Genomic DNA, 18,645 nt, shown 5'->3' on the forward strand with positions numbered 1-18,645 from the left:
CGCGGGATGACAAGCTAAATAAAATTACGAATTTGCTTTTTCTTTATCGTTATTATATTCATTAATATTTTTATTTAGCTCTTCTAATTTATCAACAAGGTGCTGATGTATTTTTTCTTGCTTCTTGCTTCCCGCTTTTTTATAATCTTCCATCTTTACTTTTATATCATCTATAGACTTTTGCAGTTCTTCACTTTTTTTATCTTTCTGATCTTTCATGTTTTCTTTTATCTCTGTAATACTTTGTGCTATCTGATCATACCGTTTGGGCTAGGTTTGTTAAATTGTCTTTTAATTCCTGTAAGTTTTCGGTAATTGTTTTTGTACTGCTTGTAGCTACTTCTTCAGTTTGCACTTCATTTGCTTTTGTTTCGTCCTTGGTAGGCGAATCTGCAAAAATGCTAGGTGTTAATAATAAAGTAGCGGTAGCACCTAATGTTATTAAAAATTTTTTCATTATATTCTCCTAATTAATTTTTGTGTTTATTATTATACTGTTCAACTTTCTTACTTAAATCATCAAGTTTTTTCACAAGAGTTTGTCTATATTCTTCTACTTTATCATCTTTAATTTTTTGATAATCCTGCAACTCTTTCATTAAATTTTTATATTGCTCTTTTATAGTTTCTAAAGAATGATCTTTACTACTCCTTAGCATATTTCTCTAAATCATTAATTTTGACAGATAATTTATCCGCCACTTCATGACATTTTTTATTAAAATTGGCAGTAATAATTTTAGCAGAACCTTTAAGATTATTATGTAATTCTTCAAGTGCTTCCCCTATAGTTCTCATAAAACCTCTTTTTGAAAATAGTTAATAAAAATTAAACTTAGTATTATATATCAGAATCATAAATATATATAACTTTAAAAACAATTTTAAAAAATACATATTTAATATATAGTTATTTGTATCAAATAAATTTGAGGATGTTATGACATTAGAAGTAGGAAAAAAAGCTCCTGATTTATCTTTACACATAGGTAAAGATAAAGTAATTAAACTATCGGATTTAAAAGGAAAATTCGTAGTATTATATTTTTATCCGAAAGATGATACACCTGGATGTACTATTGAAGCACAAGATTTTAACAAGCTAAAACCGGAATTTGATAAACTTAATACGGTAATTATCGGAGTATCCAAAGATAAGCTTGACTCTCATGATAAATTTAAAGAAAAATATAGTTTAGGATTTGATTTAGCCTCTGATGCAAATTCAAATTTATGTGAACAATTAGGGGTATGGATAGAAAAATCAATGTTCGGTAAAAAATATATGGGCATTGATAGAGTTACATTTTTACTTGATAAAGAAGGCGTTGTTAAGCATATTTGGCGATCGGTAAATGCTAAAAATCACGCTCAAGAAGTACTTGAAAAATTAAGGAATATGTTTTCTTAAGTATTATTACGTGGTTCAGTTTTTTTCGTCATTGCGAGGAAAAATTGAAAATTTTGACGAAGCAATATAGTAAATAATTAAAAAAATGCTAATTTTTAGCATTTTTTACTGGATTGCCACGCTCCTTGCGGTCGCTCGCAATGACGTTTCATTTCTTCCATCTATTGTGAAACCAAAACCATTGAGAAGGATTTTGCTTAACCCATTCTCCTAGCATTTGATTAATATTAAGCATAATATTATAGCAATCGGCTTTATTATCACCGGTTTGCTCAAACTTTAATTGCGGGTGAACTATTACTTTAAAATAACTGCCTTTAGTTCTAATGATTTGACAAGGTATAATTGGATATTTATACTGCAAAGCAATTTTAGCAATAGCGTTTGCAGTCATAGCAGGATGCCCTAAAAAAGGCACTTCAATTCCATCATTCATTTTTTGATCAACAAGCATAACAATAGATTCGCTCTCCTTGATAGCCCTAACTAAAGCTCTACTACCTTCAGGACCTTTCGGTATAAGTCTTAATTTATCACCGGCACGGCTTTCATTAACCAACTTGTTAACATACGGGTTATTTGCTTTACGATAAATTACGGCAACTTTCGGATAAGATTTATGAAGAATCTTAAGACTAATATCCCAATTGGCAAAGTGACCGCTAAATAATAAAAAGGGTTGTCCTTCAAGTTTTTTAATATTTTCTATACCGATTATTTCGATTCTACGCTCTAACTCGGCTTCATCCATCTTGTCGACATATGTAAATTCACCGATAAACCTACCGAAATTATCCCAAGTCTGATCTATGATTTTTTCAATATCACACATATCGCCGAATACTGCTTTAATATTTCGTCTAGCAATTTTATTAACGGCAAATAATATACCGACTTTTCTTGCTATAAAACTACAAATATCTGCCGCTTTATCTATACCGAATATTCCTACTACTTTAAGGAATATAACGACGATAAAATACTCAATTAAATATCTGAGCTTTTTTAAAAATTTTTTCATTTAATAAATCAGAGTTGTTTATAGATAGTTCTACATCTAGACAGACAATATTATTATTTAAATCATTAAACTTAACATGATCTTTTCTTGTAGTAATTAAGATAGTATTATGCTCTTTAGCTAATGAATATAAATTTTCTAAATCTGCTTGTAAATAATTATAATGATCAGGAAAAATTTTGTAACCGGTTATATTTAATCCGTAATTTTTTAAAGTAGAAAAGAAATGCTCAGGATTACCGATGCCGCTAAAAGCAAAATAATTTTTAGTTTTATCTATATTATTTGAAGGAACTATTTGAGCATTTATTAACTTATTGACATAAGGAGTTAAAATATTTGGTATTTTATCATTGGTGCTACTGACTAAAAAAATTAAATCAGCTGCATCAAGGGCTTTATTTGGATATTGTCTTAAAGGACCGGCAGGAATTAGAAAGCCGTTGCCGAAAAGCCTTTGGCTATCTACTGAAACTATAGTAAAATCTTTATGAAAATGAGGATTTTGTAGGAAATCATCAACTATTATTACATCAGGTTTAAACTTGCTAATTAACGGTAAAATCTCTTTGATATTTTTAGTAGCAATAACTGTTCCATGCTTTGCAAGTATTACTCCCTCATCTCCTACCTCTGTAGCAGTATGTCTTGCATTTACAATAGCTGAGTTTTTAAGCTTGCTACCATAACCCTTAGTAATTATTATAAAACTTACATTTCTAGCTTTTAGTAATTTGGCTAGATACATTACTATCTGCGTCTTACCCGTACCTCCTACGCTACAATTACCGACACAAATAACTTTAGCAGGCAACATAATAGGACGGGCTAAACTAGCTCGTAAATAGCCTAAAAATTGATATATCAAGCTTATAGGCAAAAGCAAATAAGCTATAATATTTCGCCTCTGCCAAAATTTAGGATATAAAAGTTTGATCATAGTTTAACATTTACAGCAGTTAAAAATAAAGTCAAACGGATTGATTGCTTTATTGTCTAGTAGAATTTCAAAATGCAAATGTTCACCCGTTGCATTACCGGTTCTGCCTTGTATACCGATAAATTGACCACGCTTAATTTTGTTTCCTTCTTTAACTTGTATTTCTTTTAAATGAGCATATTTCGTAACAAATTTGCGTCCGTGTTTAATCTCAACAAAATTCCCGTAATCAGGTGCTCTAGCGGCTTTTATAACAATTCCGCTTGCTGCTGCATATACCTGTGCTGCTTTTTTAGCTTGTAAATCAATACCGCTATGGAAACATTTCTTTTTTCTTTTCTTTTTATGAGGACTTTTCCTAGTTCCGTAATGGCTAGTAATTTTCGGTTCATATTCCGGCATCATAAGCGGTATTGTACTAATTATTTTATCAAGCTTGGTTAATTCCGAGATATTATTCCTATGAGTTTGTTTTTTTGTAAAATAGCTAGCTTCCGGTTTAGAGAGAAACTTATATTTTGAATTTAGTTTTGTTACAACTGCCTTTATATCAGCTATTTTTACTTCGGCTGCTTTATTAAATTCTGCTGGGTTTTTATTATGGAATTTTTGTAAAAAAATCTTATTTTGTTTAGGGTTATTAATTATTAGACCTAAGTTTTTTGCATATATACATTTGCTATTTTTATTTGTTAAATCATACTGTACTACTAAATCCGCATGGCTGATTTTATATTTTTGCTTTAATTGAGATGAAGTAGTAGAAAGTAATGTAGTATCACTAGATTCTTTAATACTGCTACAACCTTGAACAAGAAAAACTATAAACAGTAAAAAGATATATTTTTTAAAAGACATTAAAGATAAATATACGTAAATTTCAAATTAAGAATATTGCCTAAATATTCCGTTAATTTTTCTAATTCTCCTCTAATATTTGGAGGATTAATTAACATTAACCCACACTTTACCACATTTTTATCACTATTTAAAAGCTCATATTCAATAATCATAGTTTCTTTAAATTCGATATTTTTATAATTGTGGTAAAAATCACGGACTCAAGATAAATCTTTTATAGGATACCAAATTAAGACGGTATTATTAAGAATCCGTAGCTTAATTTTTTTAAGTGCTTCGAGCAGTTTTTGAAACTCATTTTTTACTTCAAAAGGCGGATCAAGAAAAATTAATCCTCTATTCTCTTTAAAGGGTAAAAAAGCTTTTATAGCATTATAAGCATCTATATTATGTATACTCGATGAACTTGAAAAATTGGCTGCGTCGTCTTTATAAGTCCTCGGATGCTCACGTATTAATATACGCTCCGCTCCTCGGCTTATAGACTCCTTACTCTTTTTCAAGTTGATCTTCGTATCCCAGCTCTTTCATTTCACAACCTTTAAATTCATCTTGTCTGAAGCCTTCTGAATGATGCTGTATATTGTTGGAAAATAGTTTTGTTAGGCTTAGATAATCGCTTGGATGAAGTTCGCAGGCAATTAGGCGATCATTTAGTCTTAATAATTGTTTAATTATTAAAGGTGAGCCGGGATAATGATTTTGTCCAGCTAGGTTTACTATATTCAAGAAAGTTTGTAAAAGCTGAGGAATAGGATCGGTAAGTTTCAGTAGTTTATTAATGCCCGTATCGCTTTCTAAAGTTTTAGAAGCCGCCTCCGAGTTTAAATCGTAAAGACCTAGACCTGCAAAAGCATCTAAAACTGCAAAAGTTTTTCTTTTTTCTTGAGCTGTTCTAAAATTGCAATAAGTACTAAATGTTTGACTATATCGGCAAAATTGCCTGCATGATAAATATGACGATAGTTCAAAATTATAATCCTTTCTTCTTTTTTAAAAATGCTGCTGCTTCTTCTGAAGTAAGGAGTTTGTCACTATTGTTATTTTTCCTTGCTAAAGCGATTTCCGCATCTTCTCTATCTTCTTTTAATTCACATAAGTAATTCTTAATTGCCACTCGTACTAATTGCGCTTTACTAACCATAAAACTAATCATTTATTAAATTCATAATTAAGTTAATCATTAATTCTTTTTGTATAGGATCGCTTTCTGCAATAAGTAATGCTAATGATGTCATAGCACTTACTCCAATATTTTTTAATCCAATTTTTGCTTTGGTAAGATAAAGTAAATAACCTATTCTTTTATTACCGTCACTAAACGGCTGATCTTTTATTATGCAATATAACAAATGAGCCGCTTTTTCTTCTGCCGAGTTATATAAAGATTTGCCGTCAAAAGTTTGATCAATATTACATAAAATTCCTTTAAAACTATTGTCTCTTTCAGCTCCAAATAAATTACTTATTTCCACATCCTCTTGCTTGCCTAATTCTTGTTTTAACTTTTTAATTGCTTCTATAGATTCTTGATAGCTTATAATTCATTAGTTTCTGACTGTAATTTTGTCGGTGGATTTAATTTGTCTTCATCATATTTAACTAATATCTCCCATGTTTTAGAGTAATTCCTTATAAGATTCATTAATTCTTGTCCTGTACTATTTACCAAATTTTGATTTATCAAAGTATTAGTTAATAGTTCTACTGTTTGTTGTAGATTATTTAATTTCTTTTGAGTAATTTTATCTTGATTAATACTATAACCTTTAATGAGATATTCTTTAAGTAAGTTAGTAGCCCACTTTCTAAAAGCGATCCCTCTCTTAGAATTTACTCTATATCCTACTGATATTATTGCATCTAAATTATAGTATTCTACTTGTCTTTCGACACTCCGCTCTCCTTCTATTTGAACTGTTGCAAAAAATGCAACAGTTGTGTTTTCTTCTAATTCTCCTTCTTTAAATGCCTTGAAATTGCTGATTTATCTCGGGCAAATAGTTCTGCTATTTGATTTAAAGATAGCCAAACAGTTTCGTCTATTATTTTAACCTCAACATTAACTTCCCCATTTTCGTCTTGATAATTACTACCTGACTTTCTATTTCTTTATTCATTAGTTCTTATTCCTATAGATATGCTTTACCGTCAGCGGCAACATGTGCAAAATTTGCATATACTATATTGTCTAGCTCTCTTTCATTCAGAATTTTATTAATATGTTTTGTAATAACTGTTCTATCTCTGTCAAAAAGTTTAGCATTGCCTAGAAAAAGTTGTTTTATGGTGTAGTTTAGCCTCCCGATGTCATTCCCGCAGAAGCGGGAATGACATCGGGTTTTTTATTTAGTTAGCAATGCCTTGTTTTAAACATTTTGTATAAGCGTAAGCCATTCTTCTTCATCAATAATTTTAATTCCCAGCTCTTTAGCTTTTTTAAGTTTACTACCTGCATCAACACCAGCTATTACTAAATCCGTGTTAGATGATACGCTAGCTGCAACTTTAGCTCCAAGCTTTTCAGCCATTGCTTTAGCTTCCGCTCTAGATATCGTCGGTAAACTACCGGTAAATACTACTATCTTGCCTGTTAAACTACTTTGTTCTCTAGTCTCTTTATAATCTTTAATATTTAATATTTCACCAAGTTTTTTGATAAGCTCAATATTTTCTTTAACATCAAAAAAATCAATAATATCTACTAGAATCTTATCGCCGATCCCCTCTAAATCGTTTAGTTTTTGATAGATATCAGGGTCATTTTTGCTAAGCAATTCCATTTGAGTTATAAAATTATTATAGCTGCCAAATTCTCTAGCAAGCAATTTAGCGTTTTGCTCACCGATATGCCTTATACCTAATGCATATATAAATCTTGGCAAGCTAACGTTCTTTGATTTTTCTATATTTTTAAAAAGATTTTCTACTGATTTTTTACCCCACCCATCCATATTTTCAAGTTTTGTTAAACTAGCTTCATTTTTTTCTTTTAAAAAGAAAATATCGAATGGATTGCTAATTAATCCCTTATCTATTAAAAACTCAACTTGCTTACGTCCAAGTCCTTTAATATCCATAGCATTTTTCGAGACAAAATGACGGATACGCTCATAATTCTGAGCAGGACAATTAAGACCGTTATCACAGCGTATAATAATATCTTCAGGAACATAATGCAACTTAGAATTGCATGATGGGCAAAATAAAGGAGTATACAATGCTGTTGTATCATTGGAACGCTTTCCTATATCAACTCCTGTGATTTGAGGAATAACGTCACCTGCCCGCTGCAAGAATATATAATCGCCAATACGCACATCTTTTCGTATAATTTCTTGGAAATTATGCAAAGTTGCTCTGCTAACGGTTACCCCGCCTATTTCTATGGGTTCAAGCTCGGCTACAGGAGTTAACGTGCCGGTTCTACTGACCTGCACAGTAATAGAAAGTAACTTTGTTTGTCCTATTATAGCCGGAAACTTATGAGCAGTAGCAAAGCGTGGACTTCGTGTAATAAAGCCCATTCTATTTTGTAGTGCAAAATCATTTAGCTTATATACTACCCCATCAATTTCATAAGGTAAATTTTCTCTATTTGTTTTGAGATATTCATAAAAGATAAATATTTCTTCTTCAGAACTCGCACGTTTAGATATTTCATTAACGTTAAAGCCGAGTTCTTTTAATTTTGTAAGTAATTGATCTTGTGAAGAAGCGAGATTCTGTTCAGTTATCCCTCCTGAATAAACAAAATATTTTAGCGGTCTTTTAGCGGTAATAGAAGAATCAAGCTGACGAAGTGATCCGGCAGCAGCATTACGGGGATTAGCAAATTTATCTCTGCCCTGCTCTTCTTGTTCTTTATTTAGGTTTAAGAAATCTTGTTTTTCAATATAAATTTCCCCTCGTACTTCTAAAAACTCCGGAGCATTATCTATTTTATAAGGAAAATTTTTGATTGTTTTAATATTTGCCGTTATATCCTCACCGACATATCCATCACCTCTTGTAGCTCCCGTTGTAAGCAGCCCGTTTTTATAAATAGCAGAAAAAGACAAACCGTCTATTTTAGGCTCGCAAAAGATAGGAGCAAACTCATCAAGACGTAAGAAGTTTTTTATACGATCTACAAAATCTTTAACGTCTTCTTCATCAAAGACATTACTAAGAGATAGCATTGGTGCTTGATGCGTAACTTTTGCAAATTTATTTGCTATTTTAGCCCCTACTTTTTTGCTAGGACTATTTTCTAAAATTAAATGAGGAAATTTTTGTTCTAACTTGAGATGGGTATTAAATATCTGATCATATTCAGCATCTGAAACTAAAGTATTATCTTCTATATAATAAGCATGATTATAGCGTTCTATTTTATCAGCTAACTCTTCTAGTAATTTTTTTGCTTCTTCTTCAGATATTAAATCAATATTTTGCATTAGTAGTTCATACTTTTATTTAAAATTCGGATTTAATAATGATATTTACATTGTAATATATAAACGGTTTTACCTTTAATAGTATATATTAGCCTATGTTCGTGATTAATCCGGCGAGACCAATAGCCTGATAAATTGTACTTTAAGCCTTCAGGCTTACCGATTCCCGTAAAGGGAGAACGTGTAATATCTTTAATTAGCTCATTTATTTTTTCTAGAATTTTTATATCATTTTTTTGAAAGTACAAATAATCTGCCCATGCATCAATGTGAAATGATATTTCCATTATAAAGACATTGTTTTAAAGTTTTTATTTGCTTCAAAATCATTAATTGCTCGTTTTAGTCTTTCAGCATTTTTAGGGCTTTTTAATAAATATAAAGTTTCCTCCATAGCATTATAGTCTTCAAGAGACATAATAACCACCGGTTTTTGTTTTTGTCTAGTTACAACCACTGAAGTGTGATCTGCACAAACTCTTTCCATAATATCTGCAAAATTATTTCTTGCTTTAGTGTAAGATATTGCTTCCATAATATGACATATTTAAGTACATGTACATATAATAAGACATATTGTATAATTAGTCAACTAAGAGCGTGTTAAGAACTAAAATCAAAATCTTTACCTAGTTTAATATATTCTCTAATACGGCTCATGAGGTTTTGAAAATATGTTAGATTATGCCACGTCATTAACATTGCTCCAAGTATTTCACCGATTCTAACTAAGTGATGTATATAAGCTTTACTATAGTTTTTACAAGCAGGACATAGGCAATCATGTTCAAGCGGCTCGTTATCATCGGCATATTTGCTATTGCGGATATTTACCGTGCCGTATTTGGTAAAAGCCTGACCATTACGACCTGAGCGTGTCGGGATTACGCAGTCAAACATATCTATACCTCTACTAACCGCACTGATAATATCAGCAGGCTTACCAACTCCCATTAAATAGCGTGGCTTATTTTGCGGCAGAAAATCAGGAGCATAATCAAGTACTTTAAACATAAGCTCCTGCCCCTCACCTACTGCAAGCCCACCTATAGCATAGCCCTCAAAATCGAGTTCTACTAGATCCATAGCCGATTGCTCACGTAATTCTTCATAAACACTACCTTGCATAATGCCGAATTGTGCATAGCCTTCCCTCTTAATAAAAGCTTTTCTTGATCTATTCGCCCATCTAGTCGTAAGCTGCATAGAAGTTTTAGCTTCTTCAAAGGTTGCAGGGTAAGGCGTACATTCATCAAAAGCCATAGTGATCGTGCTACCGAGCAGATATTGTATTTCAGTAGAACGCTCAGGAGTTAACATATATTTATCGCCGTTAATATGAGAGCTAAAGCTTACTCCCTCTTCAGTTATCTTGCGTAACTTCGATAACGACATTACCTGAAAACCGCCGGAATCGGTTAATATCGGCTTATCCCAATTCATGAATTTATGCAGACCGCCAGGGCGTGCTATACGCTCGGCAGTCGGCTGAAGCATTAAGTGATACGTATTACCAAGCAGTATATCCGCCCCCGTTTCGGCTACCGATTCAGGTAGCATTGCCTTAACCGTTCCTCTAGTTCCGACCGGCATAAAGGCGGGAGTACGAATCTCACCGTGTGCAGTTGCAATAATACCGCTTCTAGCTTTTTTATGCTGATGATGAATATTAAAAGAAAATTTTGACACTGATAATCACTTATTTTTAAAAGCAATATCTTAACACACTATGGGACTGTTAACAAAATAATTTTAAAGCTGTTTTGTTAACAGCCCCATAATTTATCCTGGAATATAAAAATTAAGATTAAAGGTCGCAATACTTAAAAAATCGTCAAGTATTGATCCAAAAAGTTTTAACTCAGTATAAGATTTATTATATATTTCCGTTTTAATCAGTCCAAGTAAATATATAAGTCCCAATTACTGAAAAGAGAACTATACTATTTGGAGTGTTTAATAATTTATCTTCAATAAAAGCAGTAATGGTTCCTTTAGGCTCGTATACGATTTGATCAACTAGCCCTCTTAAAATACCATGATCAAATGAGCTTTATTCTAGGATTTTTAATATAGTGAAATTATTTTGCCGACAATATGAATTAAGGAGTTCTCTACGACGCTTACGATTTTCAGAATTTGAGAGTGGTGTTAGAAAGATTATTATTTTTTTGGTGTCAAGCATATTGGTTCTACCCCGTTTAGTTAAACTTAGATTTTTAAGTTTTAACCACCACAAAATATTTTATGGTGGTTGGGGAGTTAGAAAAACTGCTACTAACAGTTCACAATAGATTTTAAGCTCAAAGTAACCCTTAAGCTCTGGACATGTCTATCATCATCCCCAACCATAAATGCTGAGGATTACACCATATAACGGCTGATGCATCACCATAATAGCAAGAGGTTTCTAAGCCCCAAAATAGCATTTTGCCATTTCGGTTATGATTCTATATAACTTCCAAAAAGTCAATTAACATTATTGTTTTGACAGTATTGCCTAAAAAGAATTGCTTTGTATTGGAGCTTAACGCTTTGATGTCATTCCTAGCTAAAAGCGGCTTTGTTGCACGGATCGTATGTCATTCCCGCGGAAACAATGATGATCTTTTCAACTCTAAATAATTATATTTATAGGTGAATTAAATTTATAAAACTATAATTATTACAATCAATAATTATAGTCATTGACTTATTTTAATTACTTCTATAGATTACTTCTCTTAAATGATAATTAAACTCTGTCATTCATAATATAATTTAATTTTTAAGAGTTAAAATATGGAAAATAAAGAAGAAGAAATTTTAACCTCTGAGTTAATAGTAGATGAAGAGGAGGAAAAGCGTTTAAAAGCTCAAAATACAAGGAAAAAGCTTAAGTTAATATTAATAACATTTGCTATTATTCTTACTAGTTTTTTAACTTTTTGTTATTTCTTTTTTAACTATATAGAAGAAAAAGCAGCAGAGTATAAATTACAGCAAGAACAAGAAGCAAAAGTAAATAATAAAACAGAATGAAGTTGTTTAAATATAATGTAACCAAAAGTTATTAATCTATTTAAAGTTAAAAAATTATTTGTTATTACAATTTTTTAACTTTTGCTTTAATTGTAATCAACTATTATTAATATAAATAAAATAACTTTTATGGAAGATATAAGCTCTTGGAAAGAAAAGTTTGAAATTTGCGTTTACGCTAAAAAGCTAATTGATAAACTCGAATATTTAAACACTAAAGTAAAAAATCCTGTTGATATAGAGGAAGTCAAAAAAGGTATCTACTACGCCCGTAAATATCACGGCTCGCAAATGCGTCAATCAGGCGATCCTTACTACTCTCACCCAATTGAGGTAGCGATTATGCTTGCGGAGTTTGTAGCAAGACGCAGAGCCCCTAAACTTTATACTTCTAACATGATAAATGCTGCTCTACTTCACGATACTATTGAGGATAATGAAGATCATTTGGAAGAATTGTTGAAGCAAGAAATTTCTTTAGCAATGCAGAAGAATGGTTTAAGAGTTAAGCTATTGCACAAAAAAGATATTAGAACACAAAAGCTTGATGATTTTAGTATCTCGTTTCCATAGCTCCTATAAATAATGCTTATACTACTTATATATACGCCTTTATTATGGCCTGAAGAAAAAGCTTTCTCAATTACTCAAAATATAGGTGAGCCTGCTGTAATTTTAGGAGAAAAAACAGGAGCTGATATATTTGTATTACTTAATTATGTACAAATGATTAAAACTAACGGAGCTCGTACACGTGACTTTTTAATGAGTGCTTTTGGTTGTTCAGTAAGTAATGCAGATAATATATTTATGTCTATAGGAATAGTAGAAGCCAAAAGCGGTAGAATATTATGGACTAATGCAACACCCCAAGCACAACCATTTAGTAGCTCTATTTTCTCTTCTCATGATAAGTCGGAAATTGGAAATTTTCATGCAGTAATAAATATGCTTTTATCTCCATTATACACTGAATTTTTTGTAGTTGTGAGCGTTCAGGAGTGGTTGGTGTGGCTTATTATTTCTCTCTGTCATCCCGTGATTTATTCACGGGCTCCAGTAAAACATATAGTGTGGGTAACAAAACACATCTAATGCAAGTTAATACACTATAAATCGTTTTTATCAAATAGAAAAAACTCACCTATTTCAGGAATAATAAATTTATTTTCATCAATATTATGTTTTTTCATAGCTTGCTGGAGTTCCAAAGGAACCGTATTAAAGGCCTCATCAGCTAATTGAAAGACATCAAAATGACTAGCTATAGAGTATTTAGAACTTAATCCAAATGAGTAAATATGGCTTCTTCAGGATTCATATGCACCGGTTTCATAAACCATCTTGGTTCATAAGCCCCTATAGGAATAAGGCTTATTAAAATATTATGTTTTTTTCCGATCTCTTGGGTCTGTCAGATTCTTTGTGTAAGTATGATTTCTCCATTTGCCCAATTTTGTAAAGTAGTATCACAAAGGATTGCAAATTGATTTAAAGCCATCGCCCAATTCTTAATAGGCATTGTCCATTTTTTAGAGGCATTTGTCAACGCCAAAAAGATTATTTTCTGAATCGATTTGTCATCTGGAAACACTCCTTTATTTTTAATAATTTTATGAATTTGACGGTTAGTGGATTCAATAGCATTAGTAGTGTAAATCGCTTTTCTAATGTCTTCCGGAAAGCTAAAAAATGGAGCTATGCCAGACCAATTTCGTTGCCATATGTCAAAAATAACTGGATATTTTTCATCCCATTTTTTGGCAAAATTTTGTAATTCTCTTAATCCCTCTGCTTCATTTATTGCAGAATAAACTGCTTTTAAATCAGCTGTTACCGCTTTTAAATCTTTGTATGATACGTATTTTACAGAATTTCTTACCATATGAACAATACACAACTGCACTATGGTTTTTGGAAAAATGTTATTTATCGCCTCTGGAAAACCCTTAAGACCATCAACACATGCAACATATATTTGTTCAACTCCTCGATTCTTAAGTTCTGTTACTACCTGCATCCAAAATTTAGACCCTTCATCTTGCCTATCCAAATTCCTAATAGCTCTTTCTTGCCCTCCATATTCACTCCAATAGCTATATAAACTGCTTTATTTATTATTACATGATTATCTCTTGCCTTAACATGAATACAATCTAAGTACATTATAGGATATACATTATCAAGTGCTCTATTCTGCCAGGCAGTTACTTCCTCTAAAATACCATCAGTTACCTTTGATATTAACTCAGATGATACCTTGGTGGCATATAGTTCTTCTAAGTGCCATTGTATTTCCCTAATGGTCATTCCCCGAGCATATAAGGATATTACTTTATCATCAAATCCTTCAAATTTACGCACTCCTTTTGGAATTAGTTGAGGTTCAAATTCTCCGTCCCGATCCCTTGGCACTTCTACTTTCAATTTACGACCTTCTGGATCTATTAGAGTCTTTTCATAATTGCCATTATGTCTGTTATCTGAGTCTTTCTCATTTTTAGAATGTTTCTCATAACCTATATGAGATTCCATTTCTTTCTCTAAAATCTTATTTACTATCTGCTTTTTAATTTCCTGAAATATCCCTTCTTTGCCAAATATCTCAGATGGATCACTTTGTGATAGTATTTCTGATACTACTTTTTCTATAGTTGGATTTGATACTTTGCTCTTATTTTTCATATTAGCCTCATGTAAGTTGTTTTAATTAATTTTATTCTTAACTATTTTTATAACTTACATAAACTTTCTGACACCCTCGATCTCTTTAAAAAGAGTATCGTTATAACCCGAATCACCTATAAAACAAATATCTCCTATCTTAGTTTTAATGATAAAAGTTCCCCATAATGCTTTATTTTTATCAAATATTCCTCTAGCCGACCAATGCTGTGCCGGTTCTAAATAAAATTCTACATCGCCTTTAAATTCATCTTCTCAGAAACTTTTTGAATTTAGCTGTATTTCTTGTTCTTGATATGACTCTCCCCCACCCTAAGGTAATAATTTCTGCATCGGTAATATGTTTTTTGATTATTAATGTCATTCATTAGCGGTGTAATAATCTTAGGCTTATCTCGTACCCATAAATCTTTAATTGTTCTGATGTCTAAATGGTCATAGTGATTATGGTTTATTAATATAACATCTATTTTAGGTAAATCGATAAAATTAATACCAGGTTTTACCACTCTCTTTGGTCCTGCAAAAGTAAAAGGACTAACCCGCTCCGACCATACCGGATCAGTTAGGATATTTAAACCGTCTATTTGAATTAAAAAGGTTACATGCCCTACATAACTTACTCGTATATAGTCAATTGATTTGGACTTGCCTACATTGTCGCTCGTCGCTCTCCTATTAGTTATAGGCTTCGCTCCTTGCTCCTTGTATGCAAATCCAACTGAATTGACTATACTCTTTCCGCCTGAAAAATTAGCAGCGTCGTCTTTGTAAGTCCTCGGATGCTCACGTATTTCTGTACGCTCCACTCCTCGGCTTACAGACCGATTACTCTTTTCCAAGTTGATCTTCGTATACCAACTCTGTATTTCACAGAAGTATATATTTTCGTTGCTAGTTATTTTTTATGGTGGAATACCAGTGAAAGTAAGCGGCAGTGCTGTTGGCCATTTTAGTCGTTTTGAAGTTATTTTCCATTTTAGAATATCAAGTAAGGTTTTATATTAGGATCAATATTGAAAAACATATTTTTATTTAGATAGACCTTCCTTTCGGTTTATTAGAGCTTTTAACTTGTTCAGCAAAAGATTTTGTCTCTTTAGTTGTCGGTTTATGCATAAATCCTCTAGTTTTTTCTCCTATCAACATGGCTTCTTGAAGTATGTCTTTTGGTAGTTTAGTTATAGATGCCGATATTTCCGGAGTTTGTTTTATTTCTACCGTTGTCTTTTTTTCTTTATTTATATCTCTGCCTATTACTTCATCTAGTGGAACATTTTTATAATCGGCAAGAGCAACAATTGCTCCCATATCAGGCATTTTTGTACGACCATCTAGAAAATTTTTCCATGCTGTTTCATGGGTACCTGTTTTTTCACTTAACTTATATGGGGTTATATTGTCTGTTTCTAATATATTCAGTACAAATTTTTTAAAATTATTTCTAATTTCTTCTGGACCATCTTTATTTGTTTCTGATATATAGTTAATCCGATTAAATCTTTCTTTTGACCTTATATCTTCGCTCATTATTTTTTCCTGTAAAATTTACTCCTAAAAATTGAGAGTTAAAATAATTTTTTTAAATGATAAGAATTTATGATTTGTAAGACTTATTTATTAATATATAACTAATAAACAGTAAATAGAAGATAATTAATGAAAATAATAAATTTAAGCTATTTAATTAAGTATTGAGGTCTTATATATGAAATTTAAATTAATCTATTTTAACTTTTTTTGTCACAAATTATAAAATTTTTCTGAAATAGAAGCCATGTCTTTTCAAAATCTTATAATTTTAACATAAAATAACTTAAGAGATAAATTAAATTTCAGATACAGAATCTAAGATATTTTAAAAAGATTATATAAATTAAAAATTGTTTTTTCTGCATCTTGATCATTTATTAATAAGGTAATTTTAACTTCTGATAATTGTATCATGTTAACATTTATATTATCTTTCGTTAACTTTGATAATATCGTTTCAAGTAATTTACAATCATTTTTAATCCCATAACCAATAAGAGAGATTGTAGCAATTTCGGTATCAAAAGTAAAATCTTGTATCTGCTTATCATCTTTTAAATTAGTAAGTAAAGTTTGTAAATTATTTTTATCAGTTAAATTTGTAATAAAACTATATTCTTCATTATTTTTTATCTCTTGCATAAACTCAATATGATTATTGTTTTTCGTAATCATATTTGCAACTTGCAAAAAACTTAAAGAAATGCTCTTTACAGATATTTTTAATAAATTTTTATTAGAAGTAATGCCGTTAATAATTCCATTCTCCATATTAGATCTCTTTTGAAATTCTACTTCTAGGGGTAATTTGTACGTCGATCCTACCCCCTTATCCTCACGTACTTTTTGTATGCTGCGGTGCTGCGTTTCGTGTCTCCTTCAAATATTCCTCCCTATAAGCGAATTTCAAAAGAGATCTTGTATCTCTTGAAGTAATTAACGTACCTTCTGTATTCGGTGAAAATGTTGAAAGAACACGCATATCTATTTTATACCGCATTACTAACTCTACGGCTCTAGGGTGTAATACTTTTGCTCCACTTGATGCTAGTTCTAACATTTCTAAAAAATCTATTTCTTTTATCTTCTTGGCATTTGGAATAATTCTTGGATCAGCAGTAAATATTCCCTCTATATCGGTATAAATATCACATCTATCGGCTTTCATAGCTGCAGCGATTAAGGCGGCAGTAATATCAGATCCTCCTCTGCCCAAAGTGGTTAACCTATTGGATTTGTTAATTCCTTGAAAACCGGCTATTATAGGGACGGTATTTAACTGTAAATATTTTTCTAGTAAATCTGTAGTAATTGATTCTACTAAAGCTTTACTATGATTATTATCGGTGAGAATCGGTAATTGCCAAGCTAGAAATGATCGTGCCTTTATGTCTTCTTCTTGAAGAGCTAATGCAAGTAATGAAGCAGTGACTATTTCACCACTAGAAAGTGCTACATCATATTCTGCAAATTGAGAAGTGTTGTTAAGGCTTGATACTTCATTACACAATGTGACAAGTTGATTAGTAACACCTGCCATAGCCGAAACTACTACAATTACTTGGTTATTTTTAGCTACTTCGGCTTTTATGATAGGAACGATTTTTTTTATTCTATCAATATTTGCAACGGAAGTGCCACCGAACTTTTGAATTATTAAGGCCATAGATTATATAGGAAGCCGTATACTCGGTCAATTTCAAAAATTGGCGTCGTCGCCTAGCAAGTTCTGTGGTACTCGCGTATTAATATACGCTCTGTTCCTCGTCTTGCAGACTCCTTGCTCTTTTCGAAATTGACCTTCGTATACCTACTCTTCATTTACTTGAAGTATATCTGCATTGTTGTGTGGCTCGATTTTCCGTTGTCATCCCGCGACTTGATCGCAGGATCCAGCTTAAAATACTAATATTATTAGTATTTTAAATTGTTTTTATGGACCCCGTGGCTTGACCACGGGGTGACACAGTGGATTTTACCAGTCCACGCGACAATGCCATAAAAAACATTTTTCGTTCCATGTAACACTAATAGATCAAACCGCAATACTTAAGCACTTGCAATTTCTTTAACATTCACGACTTTATGATTTCGCTTAGTTAAAAACTCTACTCTACCTTCTATCAAAGCAAATATTGTATGATCTTTACCAAGCCCTACATTTGTTCCAGGATGAATTTTTGTGCCGCGTTGCCTAACTATAATATTACCGGGTATTACATATTGTCCATCGGCTTTTTTAACTCCCAGCCTTCGACCGGCCGAGTCTCTTCCGTTCCTAGAACTACCACCGGCTTTTTTGGTTGCCATTTTATAATTCCTTTTAAGTTATTATTATTGTTTGATAATATCTAATATTTTTAATTCTGTCAATTCTTGACGATGACCGGCTTTACGACGATAATTTTTTCTACGTTTTTTCTTGAAAACTATAATTTTATTATCCTTAAGCTGGTTAGTAATTTCAGCCGTAACGACAGCCCCTTTAACTATTGGAGTACCAATAAAAGAAGGCTTCGAGTATTCGCCAATCATTAAAATTTGATCAAACTGAATTTTAGAGCCAAGTTCTCCATCAATTTTTTCGACTTTAATAACACTATTTCTGTCTACTTTATATTGTTTTCCACCTGCTTTTATAACTGCGAACATGAAAACTATCTCTTTAAAAATTTATAAATATTTGTCGTATCATATTATTATATTAGAAATTAGTCAATGATCTTTTTTAATA

The 18,645-nt window shown here is 31.6% G+C and carries 19 protein-coding genes and 7 pseudogenes; 4 read left to right on the forward strand and 22 right to left on the reverse strand.

Going from position 1 to position 18,645, the window contains the following annotated elements:
• Positions 1-24: 24 nt before the first annotated feature.
• The 3 genes and pseudogenes from RAS_RS06485 to RAS_RS08765 all read right to left on the reverse strand — a co-directional run bounded on the left by RAS_RS06485 (position 25) and on the right by RAS_RS08765 (position 798).
• A pseudogene (locus RAS_RS06485) lies at positions 25-457 on the reverse strand (hypothetical protein).
• A gap of 13 nt (positions 458-470) precedes the next feature.
• Positions 471-659: a hypothetical protein gene (locus RAS_RS08760; RefSeq protein ID WP_172616151.1), complete on the reverse strand. Its 189-nt coding sequence runs from the start codon at positions 657-659 to the stop codon at positions 471-473.
• Positions 646-798, reverse strand: coding sequence for a hypothetical protein (locus RAS_RS08765; protein ID WP_172616152.1), 153 nt, complete (start codon positions 796-798; stop codon positions 646-648). The genes RAS_RS08760 and RAS_RS08765 overlap by 14 nt, the downstream gene beginning before the upstream one ends.
• Positions 799-940: 142 nt before the next feature.
• Between RAS_RS08765 and bcp the strand changes: the two genes are divergently transcribed.
• On the forward strand, positions 941-1,411 hold the full coding sequence (bcp, locus tag RAS_RS06495) for a thioredoxin-dependent thiol peroxidase (RefSeq protein ID WP_147143361.1): 471 nt from the start codon (positions 941-943) through the stop codon (positions 1,409-1,411).
• 148 nt (positions 1,412-1,559) lie between these two features.
• Here the strand turns inward: bcp and RAS_RS06500 are convergent, their stop codons facing one another.
• From RAS_RS06500 to tgt, 12 genes and pseudogenes are all read right to left on the reverse strand, one after another.
• Complete coding sequence (locus tag RAS_RS06500) at positions 1,560-2,432, reverse strand: lipid A biosynthesis lauroyl acyltransferase (RefSeq protein WP_147143364.1); 873 nt, start codon at positions 2,430-2,432, stop codon at positions 1,560-1,562.
• Positions 2,395-3,372: a tetraacyldisaccharide 4'-kinase gene (gene lpxK / locus RAS_RS06505; RefSeq protein WP_147143367.1), complete on the reverse strand. Its 978-nt coding sequence runs from the start codon at positions 3,370-3,372 to the stop codon at positions 2,395-2,397. The genes RAS_RS06500 and lpxK overlap by 38 nt, the downstream gene beginning before the upstream one ends.
• Before the next feature lie 3 nt (positions 3,373-3,375).
• Complete coding sequence (locus RAS_RS06510) at positions 3,376-4,230, reverse strand: M23 family metallopeptidase (protein WP_147143370.1); 855 nt, start codon at positions 4,228-4,230, stop codon at positions 3,376-3,378.
• Positions 4,230-5,204, reverse strand: a pseudogene (gene rlmJ, locus RAS_RS11165) (23S rRNA (adenine(2030)-N(6))-methyltransferase RlmJ). Before rlmJ ends, RAS_RS06510 begins: the two are co-directional and overlap by 1 nt.
• Positions 5,205-5,206: 2 nt before the next feature.
• A complete protein-coding gene (locus tag RAS_RS08780) occupies positions 5,207-5,377 on the reverse strand; it encodes a hypothetical protein (protein ID WP_172616155.1) in 171 nt (56 codons plus the stop codon).
• Positions 5,378-5,381: 4 nt separating this feature from the next.
• Positions 5,382-5,777 (reverse strand): Fic family protein, encoded by a 396-nt coding sequence (locus RAS_RS06525; protein WP_147143373.1) that lies wholly within the window; start codon positions 5,775-5,777, stop codon positions 5,382-5,384.
• Entirely contained in the window at positions 5,771-5,920 is a 150-nt protein-coding gene (locus RAS_RS10095; protein WP_232049200.1) for a hypothetical protein, read from the reverse strand. Before RAS_RS10095 ends, RAS_RS06525 begins: the two co-directional genes overlap by 7 nt.
• 96 nt (positions 5,921-6,016) lie before the next feature.
• A pseudogene (gene rhuM / locus RAS_RS10800) lies at positions 6,017-6,220 on the reverse strand (RhuM family protein); the annotation flags it as partial.
• Positions 6,221-6,602: 382 nt separating this feature from the next.
• The gene (gene ligA / locus RAS_RS06540; protein WP_147143376.1) at positions 6,603-8,672 is read right to left on the reverse strand and encodes an NAD-dependent DNA ligase LigA; all 2,070 of its coding nucleotides are present in this window, start codon (positions 8,670-8,672) and stop codon (positions 6,603-6,605) included.
• Between the two features lie 32 nt (positions 8,673-8,704).
• On the reverse strand, positions 8,705-8,959 hold the full coding sequence (locus RAS_RS06545) for a Txe/YoeB family addiction module toxin (RefSeq protein WP_010421450.1): 255 nt from the start codon (positions 8,957-8,959) through the stop codon (positions 8,705-8,707).
• Positions 8,959-9,207: a type II toxin-antitoxin system Phd/YefM family antitoxin gene (locus RAS_RS06550; RefSeq protein ID WP_010421447.1), complete on the reverse strand. Its 249-nt coding sequence runs from the start codon at positions 9,205-9,207 to the stop codon at positions 8,959-8,961. The genes RAS_RS06545 and RAS_RS06550 overlap by 1 nt, the downstream gene beginning before the upstream one ends.
• Before the next feature lie 68 nt (positions 9,208-9,275).
• A complete protein-coding gene (tgt, locus tag RAS_RS06555; protein ID WP_010421444.1) occupies positions 9,276-10,361 on the reverse strand; it encodes a tRNA guanosine(34) transglycosylase Tgt in 1,086 nt (361 codons plus the stop codon).
• Between the two features lie 1,092 nt (positions 10,362-11,453).
• Here tgt and RAS_RS06565 point away from each other — a divergent pair.
• From RAS_RS06565 to RAS_RS10105, 3 genes and pseudogenes are all read left to right on the forward strand, one after another.
• Positions 11,454-11,693 (forward strand): RP671a family tick cell line-upregulated protein, encoded by a 240-nt coding sequence (locus RAS_RS06565; RefSeq protein ID WP_147143379.1) that lies wholly within the window; start codon positions 11,454-11,456, stop codon positions 11,691-11,693.
• Positions 11,694-11,822: 129 nt separating this feature from the next.
• Positions 11,823-12,170, forward strand: a pseudogene (locus tag RAS_RS08785) (HD domain-containing protein); the annotation flags it as partial.
• A 108-nt stretch (positions 12,171-12,278) separates the two neighbouring features.
• Positions 12,279-12,788 carry a hypothetical protein gene (locus tag RAS_RS10105; RefSeq protein WP_232049202.1) on the forward strand — a complete coding sequence of 170 codons (510 nt, stop codon included), beginning with the start codon at positions 12,279-12,281 and terminating at the stop codon, positions 12,786-12,788.
• Positions 12,789-13,107: 319 nt separating this feature from the next.
• Here the strand turns inward: RAS_RS10105 and RAS_RS06580 are convergent.
• The 7 genes and pseudogenes from RAS_RS06580 to rplU all read right to left on the reverse strand — a co-directional run bounded on the left by RAS_RS06580 (position 13,108) and on the right by rplU (position 18,563).
• Positions 13,108-14,378, reverse strand: a pseudogene (locus RAS_RS06580) (IS256 family transposase).
• A gap of 272 nt (positions 14,379-14,650) precedes the next feature.
• Positions 14,651-15,220 (reverse strand): palindromic element RPE2 domain-containing protein, encoded by a 570-nt coding sequence (locus tag RAS_RS10805; protein ID WP_147143382.1) that lies wholly within the window; start codon positions 15,218-15,220, stop codon positions 14,651-14,653.
• Between the two features lie 66 nt (positions 15,221-15,286).
• Positions 15,287-15,405: pseudogene (locus RAS_RS11330) on the reverse strand (palindromic element RPE3 domain-containing protein); the annotation flags it as partial.
• An 8-nt stretch (positions 15,406-15,413) separates the two neighbouring features.
• On the reverse strand, positions 15,414-15,908 hold the full coding sequence (locus tag RAS_RS06590) for an XRE family transcriptional regulator (RefSeq protein WP_147143385.1): 495 nt from the start codon (positions 15,906-15,908) through the stop codon (positions 15,414-15,416).
• 318 nt (positions 15,909-16,226) lie between these two features.
• A pseudogene (locus RAS_RS06595) lies at positions 16,227-17,577 on the reverse strand (aspartate kinase).
• A 383-nt stretch (positions 17,578-17,960) separates the two neighbouring features.
• Positions 17,961-18,221, reverse strand: a complete 261-nt coding sequence (gene rpmA / locus RAS_RS06605) for a 50S ribosomal protein L27 (RefSeq protein WP_147143391.1) — start codon at positions 18,219-18,221, stop codon at positions 17,961-17,963.
• Positions 18,222-18,245: 24 nt separating this feature from the next.
• A complete protein-coding gene (rplU, locus tag RAS_RS06610; RefSeq protein WP_010421302.1) occupies positions 18,246-18,563 on the reverse strand; it encodes a 50S ribosomal protein L21 in 318 nt (105 codons plus the stop codon).
• Positions 18,564-18,645 lie beyond the last annotated feature (82 nt).

The sequence above is a fragment of the Rickettsia asiatica genome (assembly GCF_007989425.1).
GTDB classification, from domain to species: domain Bacteria; phylum Pseudomonadota; class Alphaproteobacteria; order Rickettsiales; family Rickettsiaceae; genus Rickettsia; species Rickettsia helvetica.

Bases quoted from the DNA above. Each gene is read 5' to 3' on its own strand.
- RAS_RS08780 (WP_172616155.1), bottom strand. From the start codon at position 5,377: ATGGTTAGTAAAGCGCAATTAGTACGAGTGGCAATTAAGAATTACTTA.
- RAS_RS06510 (WP_147143370.1), bottom strand. From the start codon at position 4,230: ATGTCTTTTAAAAAATATATCTTTTTACTGTTTATAGTTTTTCTTGTT.
- RAS_RS06545 (WP_010421450.1), bottom strand. From the start codon at position 8,959: ATGGAAATATCATTTCACATTGATGCATGGGCAGATTATTTGTACTTT.
- RAS_RS08760 (WP_172616151.1), bottom strand. From the start codon at position 659: ATGCTAAGGAGTAGTAAAGATCATTCTTTAGAAACTATAAAAGAGCAA.
- RAS_RS06590 (WP_147143385.1), bottom strand. From the start codon at position 15,908: ATGAGCGAAGATATAAGGTCAAAAGAAAGATTTAATCGGATTAACTAT.
- RAS_RS10105 (WP_232049202.1), top strand. From the start codon at position 12,279: ATGCTTATACTACTTATATATACGCCTTTATTATGGCCTGAAGAAAAA.
- RAS_RS06500 (WP_147143364.1), bottom strand. From the start codon at position 2,432: ATGAAAAAATTTTTAAAAAAGCTCAGATATTTAATTGAGTATTTTATC.
- RAS_RS06550 (WP_010421447.1), bottom strand. From the start codon at position 9,207: ATGGAAGCAATATCTTACACTAAAGCAAGAAATAATTTTGCAGATATT.
- bcp (WP_147143361.1), top strand. From the start codon at position 941: ATGACATTAGAAGTAGGAAAAAAAGCTCCTGATTTATCTTTACACATA.
- RAS_RS06565 (WP_147143379.1), top strand. From the start codon at position 11,454: ATGGAAAATAAAGAAGAAGAAATTTTAACCTCTGAGTTAATAGTAGAT.
- RAS_RS08765 (WP_172616152.1), bottom strand. From the start codon at position 798: ATGAGAACTATAGGGGAAGCACTTGAAGAATTACATAATAATCTTAAA.
- ligA (WP_147143376.1), bottom strand. From the start codon at position 8,672: ATGCAAAATATTGATTTAATATCTGAAGAAGAAGCAAAAAAATTACTA.
- rpmA (WP_147143391.1), bottom strand. From the start codon at position 18,221: ATGGCAACCAAAAAAGCCGGTGGTAGTTCTAGGAACGGAAGAGACTCG.
- rplU (WP_010421302.1), bottom strand. From the start codon at position 18,563: ATGTTCGCAGTTATAAAAGCAGGTGGAAAACAATATAAAGTAGACAGA.
- lpxK (WP_147143367.1), bottom strand. From the start codon at position 3,372: ATGATCAAACTTTTATATCCTAAATTTTGGCAGAGGCGAAATATTATA.